This is a genomic window from Legionella dresdenensis (genome assembly GCF_042649825.1).
In the GTDB taxonomy this organism is placed as follows: Bacteria; Pseudomonadota; Gammaproteobacteria; order Legionellales; family Legionellaceae; genus Legionella_C; species Legionella_C dresdenensis.
In genome coordinates, this window is record NZ_JBHSAB010000001.1 from 398,888 (window position 1) to 417,269 (window position 18,382).

Genomic DNA, 18,382 nt, shown 5'->3' on the forward strand with positions numbered 1-18,382 from the left:
TGGGTCGTTCCGACCCAACATTACCCATTTTCATTCACTTCTCAGGCTCAGAGTGCTTGATAAAAAACCTTGTTGGGTCAAAACGACCCAACCTACACTTAAGAGAATTACATGACTAAAAAATTAACTCTTTTAATGGCTCAAATTAACCCTTTGGTCGGAGCCATTGAACAAAACGCAAAAAAAATTATTACAATCATTACTCAACATCAGGATCAGCATGATTTAATTATTTTCCCGGAGCTGGCCCTGACCGGGTACCCGCCAGAAGATTTACTGCTGCGCCCGTCCTTTCACCAGAAGGTTACCAAGGCACTGGCGGATATTGCCGATACCATCGAAAACTGCCATGTGATTATCGGCCATCCTCATCTTGAAAGCGATTTACGCTTTAATTCAGCCAGCCTGTTTTTTCAGGGTAAGCAAATCGCCCTTTATCATAAGCAAAAACTGCCGAACTATGCAGTATTTGATGAGGATCGTTACTTTACTCCGGGAGATCAGCCCTGTGTATTTAATATTAATGGCTACCGGCTTGGGCTGTGTATTTGTGAAGATATCTGGAATGACGAGCCAATAACGGCGCTAAAAGATGCTGGGGCAGAAACGGTTATTTGTATCAATGCTTCACCTTTTGATTATCAAAAATACCATTTACGTGAACAACTATTACAGCGTCATGCTCAGAAAGGATTGGCTATTGTTTATGTCAATCAGGTGGGCGGGCAGGATGAGTTGGTATTTGATGGCCTATCGCTGGTTATGGCGGAATCAGGCGAAGTGCGCGCTCGAGCCAGGTCATTTACTGAACAACTAAGTACCGTTGTATTGAATGGCGGTGATATCAGCGGCGAAATCACCCCGCTGCCCGGCCAGGATGAATTAATCTATCAGGCTTTGGTTTGCGGTTTACAGGATTATGTGAATAAAAATCGTTTTCCTGGGGTATTGCTTGGGCTGTCAGGCGGAATTGATTCTGCCCTGACTCTGGCCATTGCTGTTGATGCCCTTGGCGCTGAGCGAGTCCATGCGGTTATGATGCCTTCACGTTATACGGCTGATATCAGCGTTGTTGATGCTGAGCAGCAGCTTGCAACATTAAAGGTGAACAGTTCGCTGCTTTCAATTGAACCGCTTTTTAAAAGCTTTTTAACAACACTCGCCCCGGAGTTTGAGGGCTTAAAGCCTGATACTACCGAAGAAAACCTGCAAGCCAGGATTCGGGGGGTATTGTTAATGGCGCTGTCTAACAAAACCGGCAAAATGGTGCTGACAACCAGTAATAAAAGTGAAACCTCCGTGGGTTATGCAACACTGTATGGTGATATGGCCGGCGGCTTTTCAGTGCTGAAAGACGTACTTAAAACGCAGGTTTATCAACTGGCGCGTTACCGCAATAGTGTTTCACCGGTTATTCCGGAGCGGGTAATAACCCGGGCGCCGTCTGCCGAGCTGGCCGAAAATCAGAAAGATCAGGACAGTCTGCCTGAATATGATGTTCTTGACGCGATTATTGTTGATTACATGGAAAAGAATGTATCAGCCGAGGATATTATTGCCAAAGGGTATAATTCCAGTGATGTAACCCGGGTTATCCAGTTAATCAAACGCAATGAATACAAAAGGCGGCAAGCCGCCCCAGGAGTAAAAGTCAGCCCCAGAGCCTTTGGCCGTGACTGGCGGCTGCCTATTACCTCTGGTTTTGAAGAGTAATCCGATAATTTGTAGGTTGGGTCGTTTGACCCAACATTACCAACTTTCAAACTCGGAGTGTGTAAAAAAAGCTTGTTGGGTCAAAACGACCCAACCTACAAAATTGTTCTGTGCAAAGCTTAGCCATCTTTATGGTGTACAGCCCTTCTTTATTTCACCAGTCGCGGGCGGGGCAAATTGCGGCAGCGTTTTAAAGATTGTGTAAACATCCTTACCCAGTCTCCCCGGCCTGGCCTCTTCCAGATCCGATTCAACCTTGACCTCTATCGTCTCCGCTTGCTGCGGCGCACCCTCTGCTCCTTTTGCCAGTTGCCTCTTCAACATTTCCTCAATTGCCTTATAATTTTCCTTGTTAATGCTGCTTGTTGTTTTAATATCTTTTAGATAGATATCTTTCAAATGAGGACAAAGGCTCCGCAGCATGTCATTGGAAATCTGCTCAACCCCTACTTTCCAGTCCCAAATCATCTTTCTTACTATCGGGTAATGAGCCAGATCCAACTCCCGCGCCCTGGATACTCCATTGATATAGAATAATTGCCATTGCTGACCATTGTGGCTTACCACAAACGATCTCGGTGGGTATTCACGAGTATTATCAGGATTAAAGTTTTTTACCGCCGCACAATTAGTCAATGGTTTTTTAGTGTTCCGGAAATACAATAGTTTTGCTAACTTATTCAATTCATCTGCGGGAAGCTTCTCCGGTACGCATTTTTCATTGTCGCTTAAAATATCTATAATTTGAAAATTGAGTTCACAAAGCTCAATTTTTTCTCTAACCCATTTATCAGTATCATCTTTTAATTGTTGATAAAGCGCCCAACTTCCAGTTTCTGATTGCGGTTCTTTGGTTAGAATATAAAGCCCTTTTTGCTGAGATTGAAGGCGGGTCAGGTTTTCAAAACTATTTTTGGCACACAGCGGAGCGGTTTTCACGGTTGTATTAAACAGACCCGATACAACCTGCTTCTTCTCCAATCCCACTTCTTCTGAAACATCAACTGGCAGTAATAAGTTTTTAAGAGCAAAACTGTCTGGATCAATCTTTTTTTGCTGGCTAAGCCATTTCTTCAGTTCAGGATAAGCATTAACGGCAATTTTCTTCTGATTACCCAGGCTGCTGTACCAAACGATTGTCATGCTGGCGGATTTAAGAACAAAAGTTGATGACAAATCAGGCGGAATTACCTGTGGATCAATCAACACATTTATTGAATCCAGAATACTGGTTTTTAAACACGAGAGGCATTCTTTTTTAGCATTTCTGGAATTGACGAAGGAACTCTCGCTCCCAGGTCTGGATAATTCTTTAGTCAGTAATTCGGTTAATTTTAAAGGATGCTGTTTTCCCGACTGACTTACCCAGATTAATTGCCCTTGCTTATCGGCCGTCCGCGGTTTCAGGCAAAAAGCCATATGGGATGGATCTTTAGCCGCATAGCCAGCGGCTTCGTCAACGCTCTTAAAAAGAGAAACCGGCACCTCGGCATCTGAAGGCAGTCTGGTTATTAAATCGCGCTCATCGTCCTTGTTTGTCTTGCTTACAACGCCCTGGTGGAAGGATTTGCTCTGATTATTGATGGCCTCACACAATGACACTACAAAAGTCGGGAAAACATCCCTACATAAAATAGCATCATTTAATTCATCTTCTGTACGCTTATAACCCCGACCCTCAAGCAATGCAAACATCAGACTGCTATTAGCAGAGTTTGGTTTCCATCTATTCCTTTTTTCACCCGCGAAAAATATTGCAATTTCCAGCGCTCTGTTTAATGAATCAGGAAGTAAAGGCAAACTCTCCAATAAGGCCTTAAACTCTTCTTCTCTTTTTCCCGCACTGTGCGCAACATATTGGTTATATGCCTTGGTTATCATATGCTGCATTTTCTTAAGCGACGCAGTGCAAAGGAACTCAGCCAATGTTTCGGCATATTCGCGTGGGTTATATTTAATTCCCTTTGGCATTTGGTACTCCTTTTCCATATTTTACAGATCACATTATTACTATACCCAATAAACCTGAAAATGCCATGCTTTTCTGGCTGAGGTCATGGCATAACCCTGGTTAAACCTTGATTACGCTGCGCTGCATCAAGGCTACTTTGGAGATATATTTCCTAATCAGTCAAATGCCACTTGAAAAAATCAGACAAATGGTTAACATGAGGTTAGCAATAAACAATAAAAATAATTTAAGGGATGCCATGAGAATTGCTTTTTTATCAGCAGCTTTACTCGCCTCCGGCGCAGCAGTAGCCGCAACGCCAGTCGATGGTTTATATGCGAGCGTTTTTGGCGGTTATACATTCATGCCGGCTAACACCAGCTTTACTACTACCACGGGTATATTAGTTAACGGTACATCGTATGACTCGGGGTATAACGTCGGCGGCAGATTCGGCTACAAAAGTACCCCCCTGCGTTACGAGGGTGAAATAACCTATATGCAGGCTGATCTCGACAAATTCTACATCAATGGCATCAGACAAACCGGTATCAGCGGCCAGACTTCGGCAACAGCCGCCATGGCTAATGTTTATTATGATTTTCCCGATATGGTGCCCTGTGTTTCGCCTTTTGTCGGTGTGGGCCTTGGCTTTGTAGGAGTTGATGCCAAATTAAATAGCGCTGGACCTAATGGCTATACCCAGTTCCGCGGTTCAAATACCGTTTTTGGTTACCAGGGTACTGGCGGCTTTACCTTTAATTTCAATGAAAACTATGCCCTGAATATTGCTTACCGCTACATGGCAACCGATAAAGTTGATGACCTGGGTAAAATATTCCAGGCGCATATGGCTTCAGCTGGTGTTATTTATCGTTTTGATGAAGCACTTTATAAATAAGGACATTACATGCATTTCAGCTCTAAAATCAGCATGGCCGGCCTGATATTAGCCAGCTCTGCAGTGTTTTCGGCAAATCCTGCCGAAGGTCTTTATGCCGGCGTTATGGGCGGCGGCAGTTATATGCCAAGCATTACCTTTTCCACGCTGAATTTTGACAGTAATTATTATCAGTCAAGCGGGAAGCTTACCTATGACGGCGGCGGGACCGCCGGCGTCCAAATCGGTACCCGGATCGAGCAGTTTCGTGTTGAAGGCGAAGTGAATTACACCACCAACAACATGAAAACCTTAAAAACCAATGGCATTACCATCCGCCAGGATAGTCATAACCCCGGTTTAAACCTGAAAGGTAAAACCTATTTCATCGCCGGGTTAATCAATGGCTTTTACGAACCGCTGGCGTATGAAAATGACGGTAACTGGACACCTTATATTGGTCTCGGGCTCGGTTATGCGAAAGTCAAAAATACCCTGAGTTTTTATTATGCCACAACCCAATTCGCCAATGGCAACGACTCGGCCTCAGCGCCTATCGCACAAGGCATATTGGGGGTGAGCTGGTTTTTTGATGATGTCATTGCCTTCTCCATTGACGGCAGGTATATGACCACCAAAAAAATAACCGCACTGGATGAGCGGCTCACTGCCGGAACCATTAATCTGGTTCTTAACGTCGCGTTTGATCAGTCCGATGCCTGATTTAATCGCCCCTTCTTTATTATCCGCTGATATGACCCGTCTTGGCGAAGAAGTCGAGGCGGTTATTGGCGCGGGCGCGGACATGGTTCATTTCGATGTTATGGATAACCATTATGTTCCTAATCTGACCCTTGGCCCTTTTGTATGCCAGAGCCTGAGCAAGCGTTTTCCCAAGCTGGTGATTGACGTACATTTAATGGCGAATCCTGTCGATTCGCTGATTATGCAATTTGCCAAGGCCGGCGCTTCACGAATAAGCATTCATCCGGATGCAACAATTCACCTGGATCGTAGTCTACAATTAATACGTAGCTTAGGGTGCCAGGCTGGCCTGGTACTTAACCCCGCAACATCGCCTGACTGCCTGACCTGGTGCCTGCACCGTCTTGATTTTGTGCTGGTGATGACGGTTAATCCCGGTTTTGGCGGGCAACAGCTTATTCCGGAAATGGTTGAAAAAATCCGCTTTATAAAAGCACACTACCCTGCTCTGCCGATTAGCGTTGATGGGGGCGTTACTGTAGATAATATTCAAATGCTTGCTCAGGCAGGAGCGAGTCACTTTGTTGCCGGATCAGCAATTTTTTCATCTGCGGATTACAGTAAAACAATTGCAGAAATGCGGGCTAAAATCGGTTGACCAGGGAATGAAATGAAAAAACTTGTTTGTTTTTATTTGGCGGCTAGCCTGTTTGCCTTGCCCTCATGGAGCGGTGACATTTCTGGTCAGGCTTATACTGAACGGTTTAACAATTATTTAAAATGGCGTCAGAATTTACCGGCCCAGCCTGATAGCGAATTTCTGGCTTTTATCAGTGATGATACTCCTCTTGCCGTGAAACTGCGGGAGCGTTGGCTATATCAATTGGCACGGCAGAAAAACTGGGGGGAATTCAGCAAATACTATAAACCTACTGACGATATCGGGTTGCAATGTTTTGCAGGCCTTGCTGATTACTATCAGGACAGGCAAGCCCAGGCATTTGAAATTGCCAAACCATTATGGCTCAGTGCCGAATCAAGGCCGCAGGCGTGTAATCAGTTATTTGATTTAATGCTCAAAAGCGATAATTTCGATGAAAAATTGTTATCACAGCGTATAAACCTGGCGCTTGAAAAGCGCAATCTGGCACTGGCGCGATATCTGTTAAAACAATATCGACAACCACGGCACAAAGATGAACAATTATTAGTTACCATTCATCAGAACCCTGCCCGCATTACCCAAGTCACATCGGGTGATCTGCATGATGAGTTTTATCTCTATGGGTTGAAACGCATGGTCGCAATCAATATGGATAAAGCGATTCAATACTCCAGAAACGATCAGGCAAAAAAACTGTTATCGCCAGCCCAGAAGCAGGCTTTTCTAGCCCATGTGGCGTTATACAAAGCCATGCGTAACCATGATGATGCCAGCGATTGGTTTTCCAAAGTTCAGTCCAGTTACTACACTGATATTTTACTCGACTGGCAAATCCGTTATGCCTTAAAGCGCTTGCAGTGGAAAGAAGTCAAAAAACTGGCTAGTTATCAGGATCCGGAAAGTCCCTGCTGGCAATATTGGTTAGCTCGGGCAGAAGAAGCAACCGGCGATTCGGCCAAGGCAAAGGAAATTTATCAGAAACTGGCTGAAACCCGAAATTATTATGGCTTCCTGGCCAGCCTGCATTTAAACAAAAAACCGGCTTTCTGTAACGAAAATCCAATTAAAAACATGGCGCTGCTGAAGCCTTATCAACCTGTTATTGATAACATTAAATCGCTGTATTTTTCAAAGCAAACGGTAGAAGCATCCCGCATGCTCAATGATTTTGTCAGTGAGCTGCCTAAAGAAGATAAAAGCGCGGTGATATATTGGGTCTCCAATGAGCTGCAATGGCACGGCAAAGCGATTTATCTGAGCAGTAATGAGCAATTAAATAATCAGTTGGCGTTACGTTTTCCATTAGCCCACCATGAAACAGTCAGCGCCTACGCCAAGAGTTATCAGCTTCCTGCTGAATTTATTTATGCCATTATCAGACAGGAAAGTACTTTTCGCGATGATGTGGTATCGTCAGCTGGCGCACGCGGTCTGATGCAGATTATGCCGCAGACGGCCAGTCAGGTTGCCAAGCGGGAAAAAATCGCCTACACCGATAAAGCGCAACTGTTTTCAACGCAAAAAAATATTAATATTGGCGCCGCTTATTTAAAGCATCTGGCCAAGCGCTTTCGATACCATCCGATATTGGTTGCCGCTGCTTATAACGCAGGGCCGCGGCAGGTTAATTATTGGCTGAAAAACCATCCTCCAAAGCAAATTGATATCTGGATTGAAACTTTGCCCTGGCAGGAAACACGGAATTATTTGAAGAATGTGCTGGCTTTTTATGCTGTTTATCAGTATCGAATGCAGCAAAAGCCGGATTTGAAGATTTTTATGGAGCCGTTGTGAGTTGGAAGGCATTAAATTTCCGCATTTCACTACTACGTTCGGGCTGAGGAAGCGCTTTAGCGCTGTCTCGAAGCCTGTGGTACGGTGCCACGCCTTCGAGACAAATGCTCCGCATTTTCCTCAGGCCGAACGGCTATGGGCTTAAAAGCCCAACACTCCTTAAAATAAATTCAAGGCAAATATAGGTTGAGGCGTCTGTTCAACCGGTCTTTTATAACTGCCATCAACCATCGAACAAATTATCGTTACCAAATCATGAGACGAAACAATAGATAAATGCGTGTGCTTTTCCAATTTAATTAATGAATCAGGGTTATGCTTCACATATTCAGCAATATAAGCCAAACCTTTACGAACAATACCGTCTTCACCCGCTTCAAAAAAGTAGTACTTTACCGAAGAAACTAATACTTTCTTCGTAAGTTCACAAAGAAACTCGCTACCAGGCTGCATTTGTTCTACTGATGTAGAAAACCACGCTAAAAACTCAAAGGCAAGATCAGAACCGCCATATGGCGATGCGAGATTAAAAATTGCATGAACACGTATATTATGTTCCTGTGCCAGATATTCCGCAGCATAGCTGCATACCAGCCCGCCACGAGAATGGCCTAACAGGTAAACCTCCGTATAACCGGCGTCTTTAATTTGCTGTATTAACTGTGCGGCAAAGAATTCGATACCATGCCCCGCACCACGTCCTTCGAAGCTGACCAGATGAATCTTTGATACCGTTTTTGGTAATCCCTTTTCAATCAGACGCCTGGCGATAGGCCCCAGACCATAAGCTCTGTCGGCAGTGCCATGAACACAAAAAATACCTATTTTTTTACCGCTCTGTTCTGAATGGGCGGAATTGATATATTCAAGTTCACCGCCGAGGCTAGCCCAGAAGCGGGCATGGCCAAGGCCAACTGCAGTCATTTTTACTCTACCCGCAGTTTTTTTTAAACTGGAATACATAGCAGCGTCCTTGTTTTTGTTAATCCTGTAGGTAGAATGCCATGAAAATAAACTAACTTAAATGACTGGAAAAAATTTGTCATCCCCAGAGGCGCCTTCATCTGCCATTAAGTTAAGAAATTTGTCATCCCCGCAAAAGCGGGGATCCATCCATCAAACAAGGTAAGGAGCCAACTTGAGAAATGGATTCCCGCCTTCGCGGGAATGACAGAACTTTTATTCAACAAAGCCTTGCGCGGGGATGACGAATTGCTTAAGTTAATAGCACTGCCGCACAGACAGTAAACTCTACGGCCCTGATGGCCGCTCAGAAGGATCTGCCGCATCTATACCATAAATTTCTAAATTGTCGATAAGTAAAGCACGTTGTTTCTCTGTTGAGATACATGCCAGTAACTCACGCCATTGCTCGTGGATTTTATCGTTTTGCGTCAAGACATTGAAAGCATGGGTCGGTTCAGCGCCCAGGCCTATCATCTCTTTAACCCGTTCAAAATTACCTGCCGCTGCATAACCTTTTAAAGCTAAATTTACTATCAGCTTATAATTATCCGGTTGCTTTTCATATCGTTTCAGTAAACCATTGACTATACCAGGCTTATTCAATTTTGCTGCCCGTTCGGCAGCATCCAATAACAAGCGGGTATCGCCTGCCACCAATAATTTATCCAAATTATCCTCTTCTACAGCTTCCTGAATATTTTTAATAACAGTGTCAGACCATAGAGATACATTATTTTTCATTTCAGTCTCCATTAATGAGTCCTGTTGCCAGTTTTTGCTGCCGGCTCATCAGTTAATTCTTCCATATCCCCTGATTGAGGTGGTTTACTTGCCCATATTTTAACTGATTTCGCTGGCTCAACAGGCTGCGCGGCTGTTGGTTGATGAGCCGTTTCAAGTGTTAAGCCCGTCTTTTTACCTACTATAGCATAGGACTCATGAACCGTGTCATCCTCTACTTTAACTATCTCACTTGGCGTTTTCTGTGCTGGCGCTTCTTGCACAGGCTCAGACCTGGCACGGCTCACTCCGGTAATAAATTCGCCAAAGGTCATTGCACCGCTGCTCCAGGCTCGTAAATTAGGGAATAATATACCACGGCCAGCTACCCAGGCTCTGAAATCCGCAAATAACGGTTTTTGGAACCAGGCTTTGAAGCTGGCGCCAAAGCTTGGATAAAGGACGGCTTTACCATCATAAGCCGGATAGTATTTTGGTGTAACCGGTGTTTTGAGAGCAATAATTTTTTTAACATCAAAACCGGTTAACAACTTTTCAGCCTGCGCCGAAAACTCCAGTTTGCCTGCCGGATTAGGCTGTATCACTGCTGCCTGCTCTTTACTCGGACCAGCATTTAACTCAGCCTTTAATTCAGCCCAACGCTCAGTTACATAGCTCTCGTACTCGGCAAAATGATTTTTAATTTTATCCAGGTCAGGATCAACCTTATCCATTTCACTACCAATCTTGCGCCATGCCTCATTCCATTTCAGATTGGCCGCGCCAATGAATTTCGCCCATGTTCCATTAACAGCTTTCCGCTGGTTGGCATCAACTTTAGGGAAAAAATCATTAAAGAAATTATCAGTATACCTTTTCATATAATCGGCCGCTGTAAATTTAATTAATCGCTCAACCTGCGATTTACGGTCCATAATTGCCTGTTGCTGCCTGATATAAGCTGTTGATGCGGTATAAAAACCATCGGTCAGGGTTTTTTTACCCAGTTTTTCTTTTAGCTCGCGTTTGGCAACCACAATACCGGCATCGCCGTTCTTGCCAAAACGCCCTGCACGGCCAAATATCTGATACATTTCACGTTCTGACGGCAGAAAAGTCGCCCTTACTCTTAATCCACGTCTGTCCGCTTCGCCATGGAGCGGGATATCGGTACCACGTCCCATTTTACCGCCAGTCGACACAGTAACCATTCCCGGTAAACCGGCCCGATGTTTAATATGATCGGCTTCAACGGACTGCTCGGTTTTGGCATGAATTTGCGTTAGCAACGGATCGTCAGGAAAAGCGGCTTTAAGTTGCTCAAAAAGGGTGGTTGCCTCGACATCATTTTCACAAATCAGCAATACCGGCTGATTATATTTTCTGGCCTGTTTAATCTCTTTAATCAGCAGCGCAAGTTTGGCGCGCGGCTTTTCAGCGAGGTATAACGGGAGATCTTCCCGGTTTAGTCCTTTGTGTCTTGGTACGGTAATAAACTGCATGGGCGCATTATTGCCAGCGCCATACATCATACTGGCTTCCTGCTGTTCTTTAATCGAACCAGCTGTACCAGTCACCGCACACAGCATGCCCTGATCGTAATCATCCAGAAGCGCTTTACTCATCGTTGAGTAAACAATCTGTTTTTCATCATCAACATAAAAATCATGTGCACATTTAGCCAGTTCGTATTCAAACTCTGTTTCCGGCTCTTTGCCCTCCAGCTCCTTTTTACGCTTGTTCAGCAGCGCTTCAAGACATTGATGCACGCCTAATGAAAACCTGGCATGAGGATTGGCTTCATTTTTGGTGATCAAATGGGCCTGACTCACAATTTTCGGCCCGGTTGAAGTCTGAATTTCAATATTACTGCTCAGAACAAAATCCTTTTTGAAAGTAAGAGAAAGCGCGGTAACTGCCGAATCTTGCCAGATTTCAAGTTGCGCGTCGGAAACGCCTTTGAGTTTCTCAGTGCCGGGTTTGCCTTTTTTAATTTCAATATAGTCTTTCAGTAAGGTATTGCACCAATCAATATCGTTATAGTAAGCCTCTATGCGTTCCTGTTTCATTTCCGGATCAGAAAAGAAATCAAGCATCACATCATATATCCACGGCATACCGCGAATGGAGTCATCAGCCAGAGCGGAATAATTGTAGCGTAAATTGGCACAGTCAAAATAAACACTGTCGGCCTCATCAAGCATTAATGCACATTTGGTTTTGTCAGGATGACGGACCAGATGTCCTTTACCTTCGCTGGCTGCTTTATTGCGGCACAAGCTCAGATTATGGGCATCTGAAAAGTTAATTCCGCCGATTTTATATTCACTGGCCGGAGTATACTGATAGATCAGATTTGTTTCCGCACCCATAGCCTGGAAGAAGGGCTTGAATTCCAGATATTCACGTAAAGCCAGCTGAACATCTTTGGTCACGAAATCCACTGTTTTACCGCGGGCATACTGGCAAGCCACCAATAGCATCATAATTCTTGATTTACCTTCGCCGGTGCCGATTTCACTGGTGACATGCTGACCGGACTCAAGGGCAGAATGGATAGCCAGATATTGGGTTGTATGAATTTCAAATGAGTTGCCGTTACCGCCCTCTTTTCCTTTGGTGCGGTATAATAATTCGGCAACCAGCGCGGTTAACCGGGCATTGCTCAGCGGTGGTTGCAACAGTCCTTGCCGTGATTGTTCCAATTCCTGCCTAATCGCTGCCGAACCAAGTTCTTTAACTGCTTTAATTTCGTTATCCAGCTCAGCAATCTTTTCTGGGGTATAGTGAATGCCCGTCATTTTTTTCGCTTGCGAAGCCGCATAGTCCGGATTAAAACCGTTGTTCTCCTCGCGTGGGCAAGGTTGTTTGTCAAACTGTTGATAACGTTCGAGCAAATAAACGCTTTTTGGCTTTTGCTCCGGCTCAGCGGCATAAGCTTCTAACCACGCATTAAACTGGCTTAATGAAGGATAAGGCGCTGATTGATAGATCGCTTTCAATACGTCAACAAGCTCCTTATCGTCTTTTGATACATGCATTAATTGAGTTAATTCCGCCATTGTGCACGGTTTGCCGTTATTAATAAGCGAAGTCAAGATATTGAGAAACAGCACTTGCTCCGATTTTTCATGCGCGGTGTAATCAGGATGCGTTAACAGTTTCAATAAAGAAGTTGGCGTGTACTCGCCTGCTTCTTTATTAAAATGAGTGCATAATGAACGGACCATATCCGCGTTATCAATCGTAATAAACGCGTTGCTTAACAAATTGACGTTATTCCATGCAAGAACAATTTTGTCAAAATGTACCGCATTCCCCTGAAAATCTTTCTTTAAAAACGGGCGCAGGAAATTAATAATAATTTTCTTATCGCCTTTATAATGCTCGGCAGTGCGCTGGATGGTTTCGAATAAAGCGACAAATACCCGATCATATTGGCGGTACTGACGCTTGATATCGTCGATTTCCGCAATTGCAGCCCGAATCAATTTGTCATCGATCAAACTGGCTGATCCAGCAGCAACAACTGGTTCGGCGGCAACTGCAGTAACTGGCTCAGCCGGTATAGCAGGAGCCGGTGGTTGCTCCGTATTTTTGGCGCCAAAACCAAAGAAATTTTTTACCCCGTTAGCAAATGTGCTAGCCACTGAACTGACTGTATTAACAACCACTTCTACTGCTTTTTCAAGCACCCCCCGTTCTGGCGGCGCTACCGGTTTTGGATTATTAATGTCATGCAAATGATTTTTCAAATGCATGGTCATGGTCAGGTCATTACCATTATCTGGCAAGGCCGACAGCGCTTCAGTTAACTGCTGCTCCAGTTCTTTATTGGGGATTTTACCTGCCCGTGCAATTACCTCCAGTAATGGATTGTATTTAATCTCTCCTTGCTGTGTGATACCGGTATCTGCGTTAAGACTGTTCTTTTCTGATATCAGCAACAAATCAATCACGGGATTAATCAAATCCATTTTGGTAACTGCTTTTTCAACTCGGGCGTCTTCATTAGGCGATTGGACAAGCTTATTAATTGCCGGCGACAAACGGTTCAAATAAAGCAGCGTTTTTTCAAGCAGTCCTGTTACAGGTTTTGGTTCAAATTGCTGAGCCTTTTCTGCAAAAAACATGAATTCGTCAATCAGGTTATGTTGACGAATTACGGCTAATAATTCCTGAAATTTGTCAATGCCCGCATCGTTGATCAAATCAGGCGAGCTTATCCGGGTCAGAAAAACCATACGCTCTTTAAAAGGCATCTTATCAATAATGGCAAGGAGGCTTTTGGTGACAGGCAAATAGGAATCCGCTGAACCTGCCGCAGTAAAATTAGTTAATATCCCTATAATAAGGGATTTTTCTTCTGGATCGCGCCCGTTTAATAACGCATTTACCTCGGATGGAATTCCTTGCGAACGGTATTGCTCAAAAAATTTCTCAGGAAAATAATCTTTAAACCAGCTTTCAACTACCTGCTCAGGTTTCTCAAGCGCTTCATATTTTTCAATAAACTCACGTAATTCCTTAGCGCTTAAAGGTGGTTCGCCTCTATGTTTAATCTTTTGCAATATCTCGATTGCGCGATGAAAATGAGAACCATACTTATTACTTGCCTCTTCAAAAGCCTTATGGATTTTTTCAGCATTCTGAATACTAAGCGCCTTGGGCTCCGAGGTCAGACCAAACGTGCTGATAAGGCTAATTAAAAGCCCTCCGGCCCTCCACTTGCCTCTATCAACCGAAGAATCATTATCAACCTCAATTGGATGCCCATAAATGTAATCGCCATCATGCCCAGTCAACAATATGGCGCTGATATCAAGATGACGATAAAACAGCGACTCCTTCCCTGATGTATAATCCTGCTCCCTATAAAATGTCATACCTTGATAGATAGCCTGATCCAACGGATGTACCGTCATCATGTCAAGTATGTTACATTTTCTTGCTAACATTTCTGCGTTTGCTTTTATTCCCCATGCGTTTGCAACCGCTTTTGAACATAATTTTACTAGCTGATCCAATGAAGTAAGAGAGGGGATCTGATTCAAGCTAAAAAGGGTAACAATTATCTGCTCTCTCACCTTGCCTCTTGCTACTTTTAATACCGAAGGTAAAGGCAATTTATCAAGTGTGTTAATAATTTGCTGGCACTGTTGTTCCAATGCAGGTAAATTGTTTACATCCATTTGATCAACATTAGAACCAACAGTTGCTTGCACAAGAATCGACATGACCATTGCCTTCTCAGCATCTGTCCAGTTTTTAGAAGCTATGGTCTGCTCAATCGATTGATAAAAAGCCAGAGGTAAACGATCAGGTTGATGAGCCAGGTAGCGGTAATAATTTTCACGTGTTTTCTCAAGACTGACAAATGGCGTTGCGATGATCTTCCATCTTACTTCTGGCGATACAGCGCCATAGGCCAGTTTATAACGATCTTGAGGGTCACAATGCAGGGCTGAAGTTTTCATTTCCGGCACCACAAACGATGCGTCTCTTTCTGCAAAAGCTCTTGGAGCAGCATTACTATCCAAATCCAACTGGCTAATAGCCTGCCACTGCGCAGGTCGATCCTCTGATCGTGTTTTTGCTATGATAGACAGCATACGTGCCAACGCTGTCGGCATATTTTTTACCCCACTGAATTGCGGCGGCGTATCGATTTTCAGACGGTATGCATTAATTTCACTCATGAACGCTGTAAAACTCTGCAGCAAGGCAGGCAATTCCTCATAACCTGCGACTTCGGCATGTTGCTGTAATAACATCTTAAACCAGCTATATTCAACATTGCCTAGCGATTTAAGCAAATTGATTGCTCTACTGAGTTCGTCGTTTGCAATAAAGTCGCTAAATGAGTCCGATTTTGAAAACAGGATGGGATACAAATCCTTCATCAGCCTGGGATCAATATCTTTCCACTGCCTGAACAGTTGGGTTAAACCGTCAGCGGAATATTCGGAATAAACCTGCAATAAGGCATTTAACTGCTTGTTGCCAAAAGAAAGTTTTTTATCCCACTGCGCCAGCTCAGTTTTCTGTTCGTCATTCAACAACTGCCATAGAATATGCTGTTCAGGATCGTTTTCGGTAAGCTCGTTGGCAAATTTGATATAATTATCTAACGCTTCAGGAGGCAAGCGCTGAAATTTTTTCAGCAAGGCAGTGTAAGCCATACTATTGATTTCATCAGGCCCGTTGCCCTTAAATAGCGTTTTTACCCGCGTGGCATTGGCTAGCATATAATCCATTAATCCGCTATCCAGATTGCCCTGTTCATCAGTGGCCAATGTAAACAATGTTCTGATTTGTCCTTCATTCAATAACAATAACCCGGGCAGCGATTTTTTGAATATCGCTTCGCGCTCGCGGTTATATGGCCCCTCGACCATCTTTTGCCATTGCTGCAAAATTTGTCTATCACGGCCGTCATCAGGCTTGAGCTTGCCCTTGATTGTATTAAACGCAAATGTTGAAAAGCCCCCCTCTTTGTCCGCTCTTATTACGGGCCGCAAATAATCATTTACGGAGTCAATTGTTGGGTCATAATGGAGAGTTTTTCCGCCTTCATTGTTCTGGATTATGACAAAACCGGCAGCAAGCCGATGCGGATTCAAGCCATATTCAAACACATTGGCGTTATTTAATAATTGGGCGCCAGCGCTTGCCGTAACTTTATCAAAAAAGGCATTAGGGTCTTTATAAACCGCCTCTCCGCCTCGCAGCGGCTCGTCTGACCGGAGCATATCCATTCTGGGATTTGCATTATTGTTAATAACAATATCCCCATGCCAGCGATGCCAATTTTTACGGATATCTGATTCCGTCAGTAATTCTGCACCAGGCTTTAAAGTCAATTCGTTTCTGCTGACCCGGCTAATCAGCTCAGTTAACCCAAAACCTTCTACCCCGCTATAATCGGCATCAGCGCCATTAGCCTGTGCAATCTCGGTGTCAACCGCGACATCAACCTGTACCTCTTGCTCCTGTGCAATTTCAATTTCGATGGATGCTGCATCCGTGTTCTGTAATTTTGGGCGTGTGCGCTTCGTGCGCTTGGTCTCGGGCTTGGACTCGGTGGGCTCAGGGGAGGTTTGCTCTGTTGCAATTTCTTGCTGGCTTTGGCCTTTTAGCTCTTGGCCGCGCCTGGCAATTAAATGACTGGATATCGCTTCATCAACGCTACGTTGGAGATTGGATTCAAAATACGGCATTGGAAAATCAATTCTGCCAATTGCAACCTGGTTTTTCTCTTGAATAATAAATGTTGCTAAATCTTTCCAGTCCTTTTCAGACAGGAGTCCGTTTTTATCTACCAATACAAGTTTGCTTAATCCATTTTTCGATAAACCCGACAAGACCATTTTTAAAGTGTGGATATCAATATTTGCTCCAATATCAACAACTAGCTCATCAATAGCCAGCCCCTCCTCTTTGTTGCAATAAGCATTTAAACCATTAAGTAATTTCTTATCACACGGAGAGAGCTTTAACTGTTTTAAATGCCTTTCCTGTTCAATCAGCTTCTTCTGCAATTGGCTAAAGAATGATTCATATTCCACATCGCTTACTGAATCAGGCATGTTTCCATTATTGGGAAAAATAACTACCGTGTCACTGCCTCTCAAGCGGCCTATACACGCGCTGATCAGCTTATGGACAAGCTTTGGTTCAGACTGAACACGAATTTGGCTATCGTTTTCCAGAAACTCGACCAATCTCTCAGTCTGTACTACAGGGCCATCGTTGTTAAGCGCACTGAAATTTTCTGCTGCATTACTGCTCAGGATTGCATAATCCGCTTCGGGAATAACGTAGTCTTCAAGCAGCGCCTTATAAAATCCGTTAACCAGAGCTTTACTATCGCTTGGTAAATCGCGATATTCCCTGGCGATGTCATTAGCGGCTAGCCCGTCTACCTTACGGAATAAATTATGCAACGCACGGTAACCGCATGAATAGCCATCAGGCTGTCTGCCACTTTCTACTTTGCCGGTAATTGTCCAGTTTGAGAACGCATCATAGCTTCGGCCATTTGAATTTTGTTCAGAATATTTGAGCGCTTCCGACATCAGTTGTTTATATTGCTCTTCTTGTTCTTTATCAATCTGCATACTGTCAGTTAGCAGGTAATTAACGGTATGGTTTACCGGATCAACTGTAACAATTGCTGAAATCCAATGGCTTCCCTGGTCGTTTGTTACTCCCATAGCGCTATTATTCAGCAATAAGGGAATGACATAAGGCTGCGCCTGATCTTTGTGTTTTTCACGTTGAAAATGTAAGGCAGTGCCTAATGATTCCTTGTCAAGGAGTGAACGAACAATTTTGTCTTTGGTTCCGGTAACTTCAAGCATATCGTCAAAATCTTTATCGGCCAGCCATTCCTGGCGCGATAAGTTGTTACCCTGCTGTTTATATTTTTCCCTGATACCTAAATTATTCGGCACAGCATGCAATTCTCTGTTGCTGACATTAACGGCATACAAGCTGCGGATATTTTGTATTTCCTTAAGGGCCAATTGCTGATTAAAGCGATAACCTTGCTGGGCAGAGAGGCTTTTATCAAGGATCTGTTTTAACAATTCCCATTGTGCTTCGTGTAATTTGCGCGTTCGTGAACTTAAGCTTGCCAAAGGCTCAAGTGCAATCAACTCGTTATCGACATTTTTTTCTATGAATTCAATAGCAAGATTAAATTGCACCCGGTCCAATTTATCCGGTTCATTCTGCTCTCCTATTGAACTTTTATAATATCCAAACAGACTTTCAATTTGTTCAGGCGTCATTCGGAAGCACTCCAGTTGGAAATTGGGTTTGAGCTTTAATTAATTATAGTGATTATTTATTAACTATATATTAAGTAATGGAAAAATGCTTAAAAATAATGCTTGTGGTTAAAATAGTAATTATCAAGGATGTTGAGTTGAGTGTTGGGCTTTACAGCCCATGGCCGTCAAGCTAAGCCAGGTACACAGGAAAT

Annotated in this window: 9 protein-coding genes; 5 read left to right on the forward strand and 4 right to left on the reverse strand. The window is 43.8% G+C overall.

Annotation, left to right across the window (positions count from 1 at the left end):
* The first annotated feature begins 111 nt into the window (after positions 1 to 111).
* On the forward strand, positions 112 to 1,713 hold the full coding sequence (locus ACFORL_RS01760; RefSeq protein WP_382340502.1) for an NAD+ synthase: 1,602 nt from the start codon (positions 112 to 114) through the stop codon (positions 1,711 to 1,713).
* 129 nt (positions 1,714 to 1,842) lie between these two features.
* On the opposite strand, the gene ACFORL_RS01765 is transcribed toward ACFORL_RS01760, so the two are convergent.
* Positions 1,843 to 3,684, reverse strand: coding sequence for a hypothetical protein (locus ACFORL_RS01765; RefSeq protein WP_382340504.1), 1,842 nt, complete (start codon positions 3,682 to 3,684; stop codon positions 1,843 to 1,845).
* A 197-nt stretch (positions 3,685 to 3,881) separates the two neighbouring features.
* On the opposite strand from ACFORL_RS01765, the gene ACFORL_RS01770 reads away from it, so the two are divergent.
* From ACFORL_RS01770 to ACFORL_RS01785, 4 genes are read left to right on the forward strand one after another with little or no spacing between them, the layout of a single operon-like run.
* A complete protein-coding gene (locus ACFORL_RS01770) occupies positions 3,882 to 4,565 on the forward strand; it encodes an outer membrane protein (protein WP_382340506.1) in 684 nt (227 codons plus the stop codon).
* 9 nt (positions 4,566 to 4,574) lie between these two features.
* Entirely contained in the window at positions 4,575 to 5,267 is a 693-nt protein-coding gene (locus tag ACFORL_RS01775) for an outer membrane protein (protein WP_382340508.1), read from the forward strand.
* Positions 5,260 to 5,907, forward strand: coding sequence for a ribulose-phosphate 3-epimerase (rpe, locus tag ACFORL_RS01780; protein WP_382340510.1), 648 nt, complete (start codon positions 5,260 to 5,262; stop codon positions 5,905 to 5,907). The genes ACFORL_RS01775 and rpe overlap by 8 nt, the downstream gene beginning before the upstream one ends.
* 12 nt (positions 5,908 to 5,919) lie before the next feature.
* A complete protein-coding gene (locus tag ACFORL_RS01785) occupies positions 5,920 to 7,707 on the forward strand; it encodes a lytic transglycosylase domain-containing protein (RefSeq protein WP_382340512.1) in 1,788 nt (595 codons plus the stop codon).
* Between the two features lie 159 nt (positions 7,708 to 7,866).
* Here ACFORL_RS01785 and ACFORL_RS01790 read toward each other — a convergent pair whose 3' ends face one another.
* From ACFORL_RS01790 to ACFORL_RS01800, 3 genes are all read right to left on the reverse strand, one after another.
* Positions 7,867 to 8,670, reverse strand: a complete 804-nt coding sequence (locus ACFORL_RS01790; RefSeq protein WP_382340513.1) for an esterase/lipase family protein — start codon at positions 8,668 to 8,670, stop codon at positions 7,867 to 7,869.
* A 288-nt stretch (positions 8,671 to 8,958) separates the two neighbouring features.
* The gene (locus tag ACFORL_RS01795) at positions 8,959 to 9,414 is read right to left on the reverse strand and encodes a hypothetical protein (RefSeq protein WP_382340515.1); all 456 of its coding nucleotides are present in this window, start codon (positions 9,412 to 9,414) and stop codon (positions 8,959 to 8,961) included.
* 11 nt (positions 9,415 to 9,425) lie between these two features.
* Positions 9,426 to 18,188 (reverse strand): preprotein translocase subunit SecA, encoded by an 8,763-nt coding sequence (locus tag ACFORL_RS01800; RefSeq protein WP_382340516.1) that lies wholly within the window; start codon positions 18,186 to 18,188, stop codon positions 9,426 to 9,428.
* Between the last annotated feature and the right edge of the window lie 194 nt (positions 18,189 to 18,382).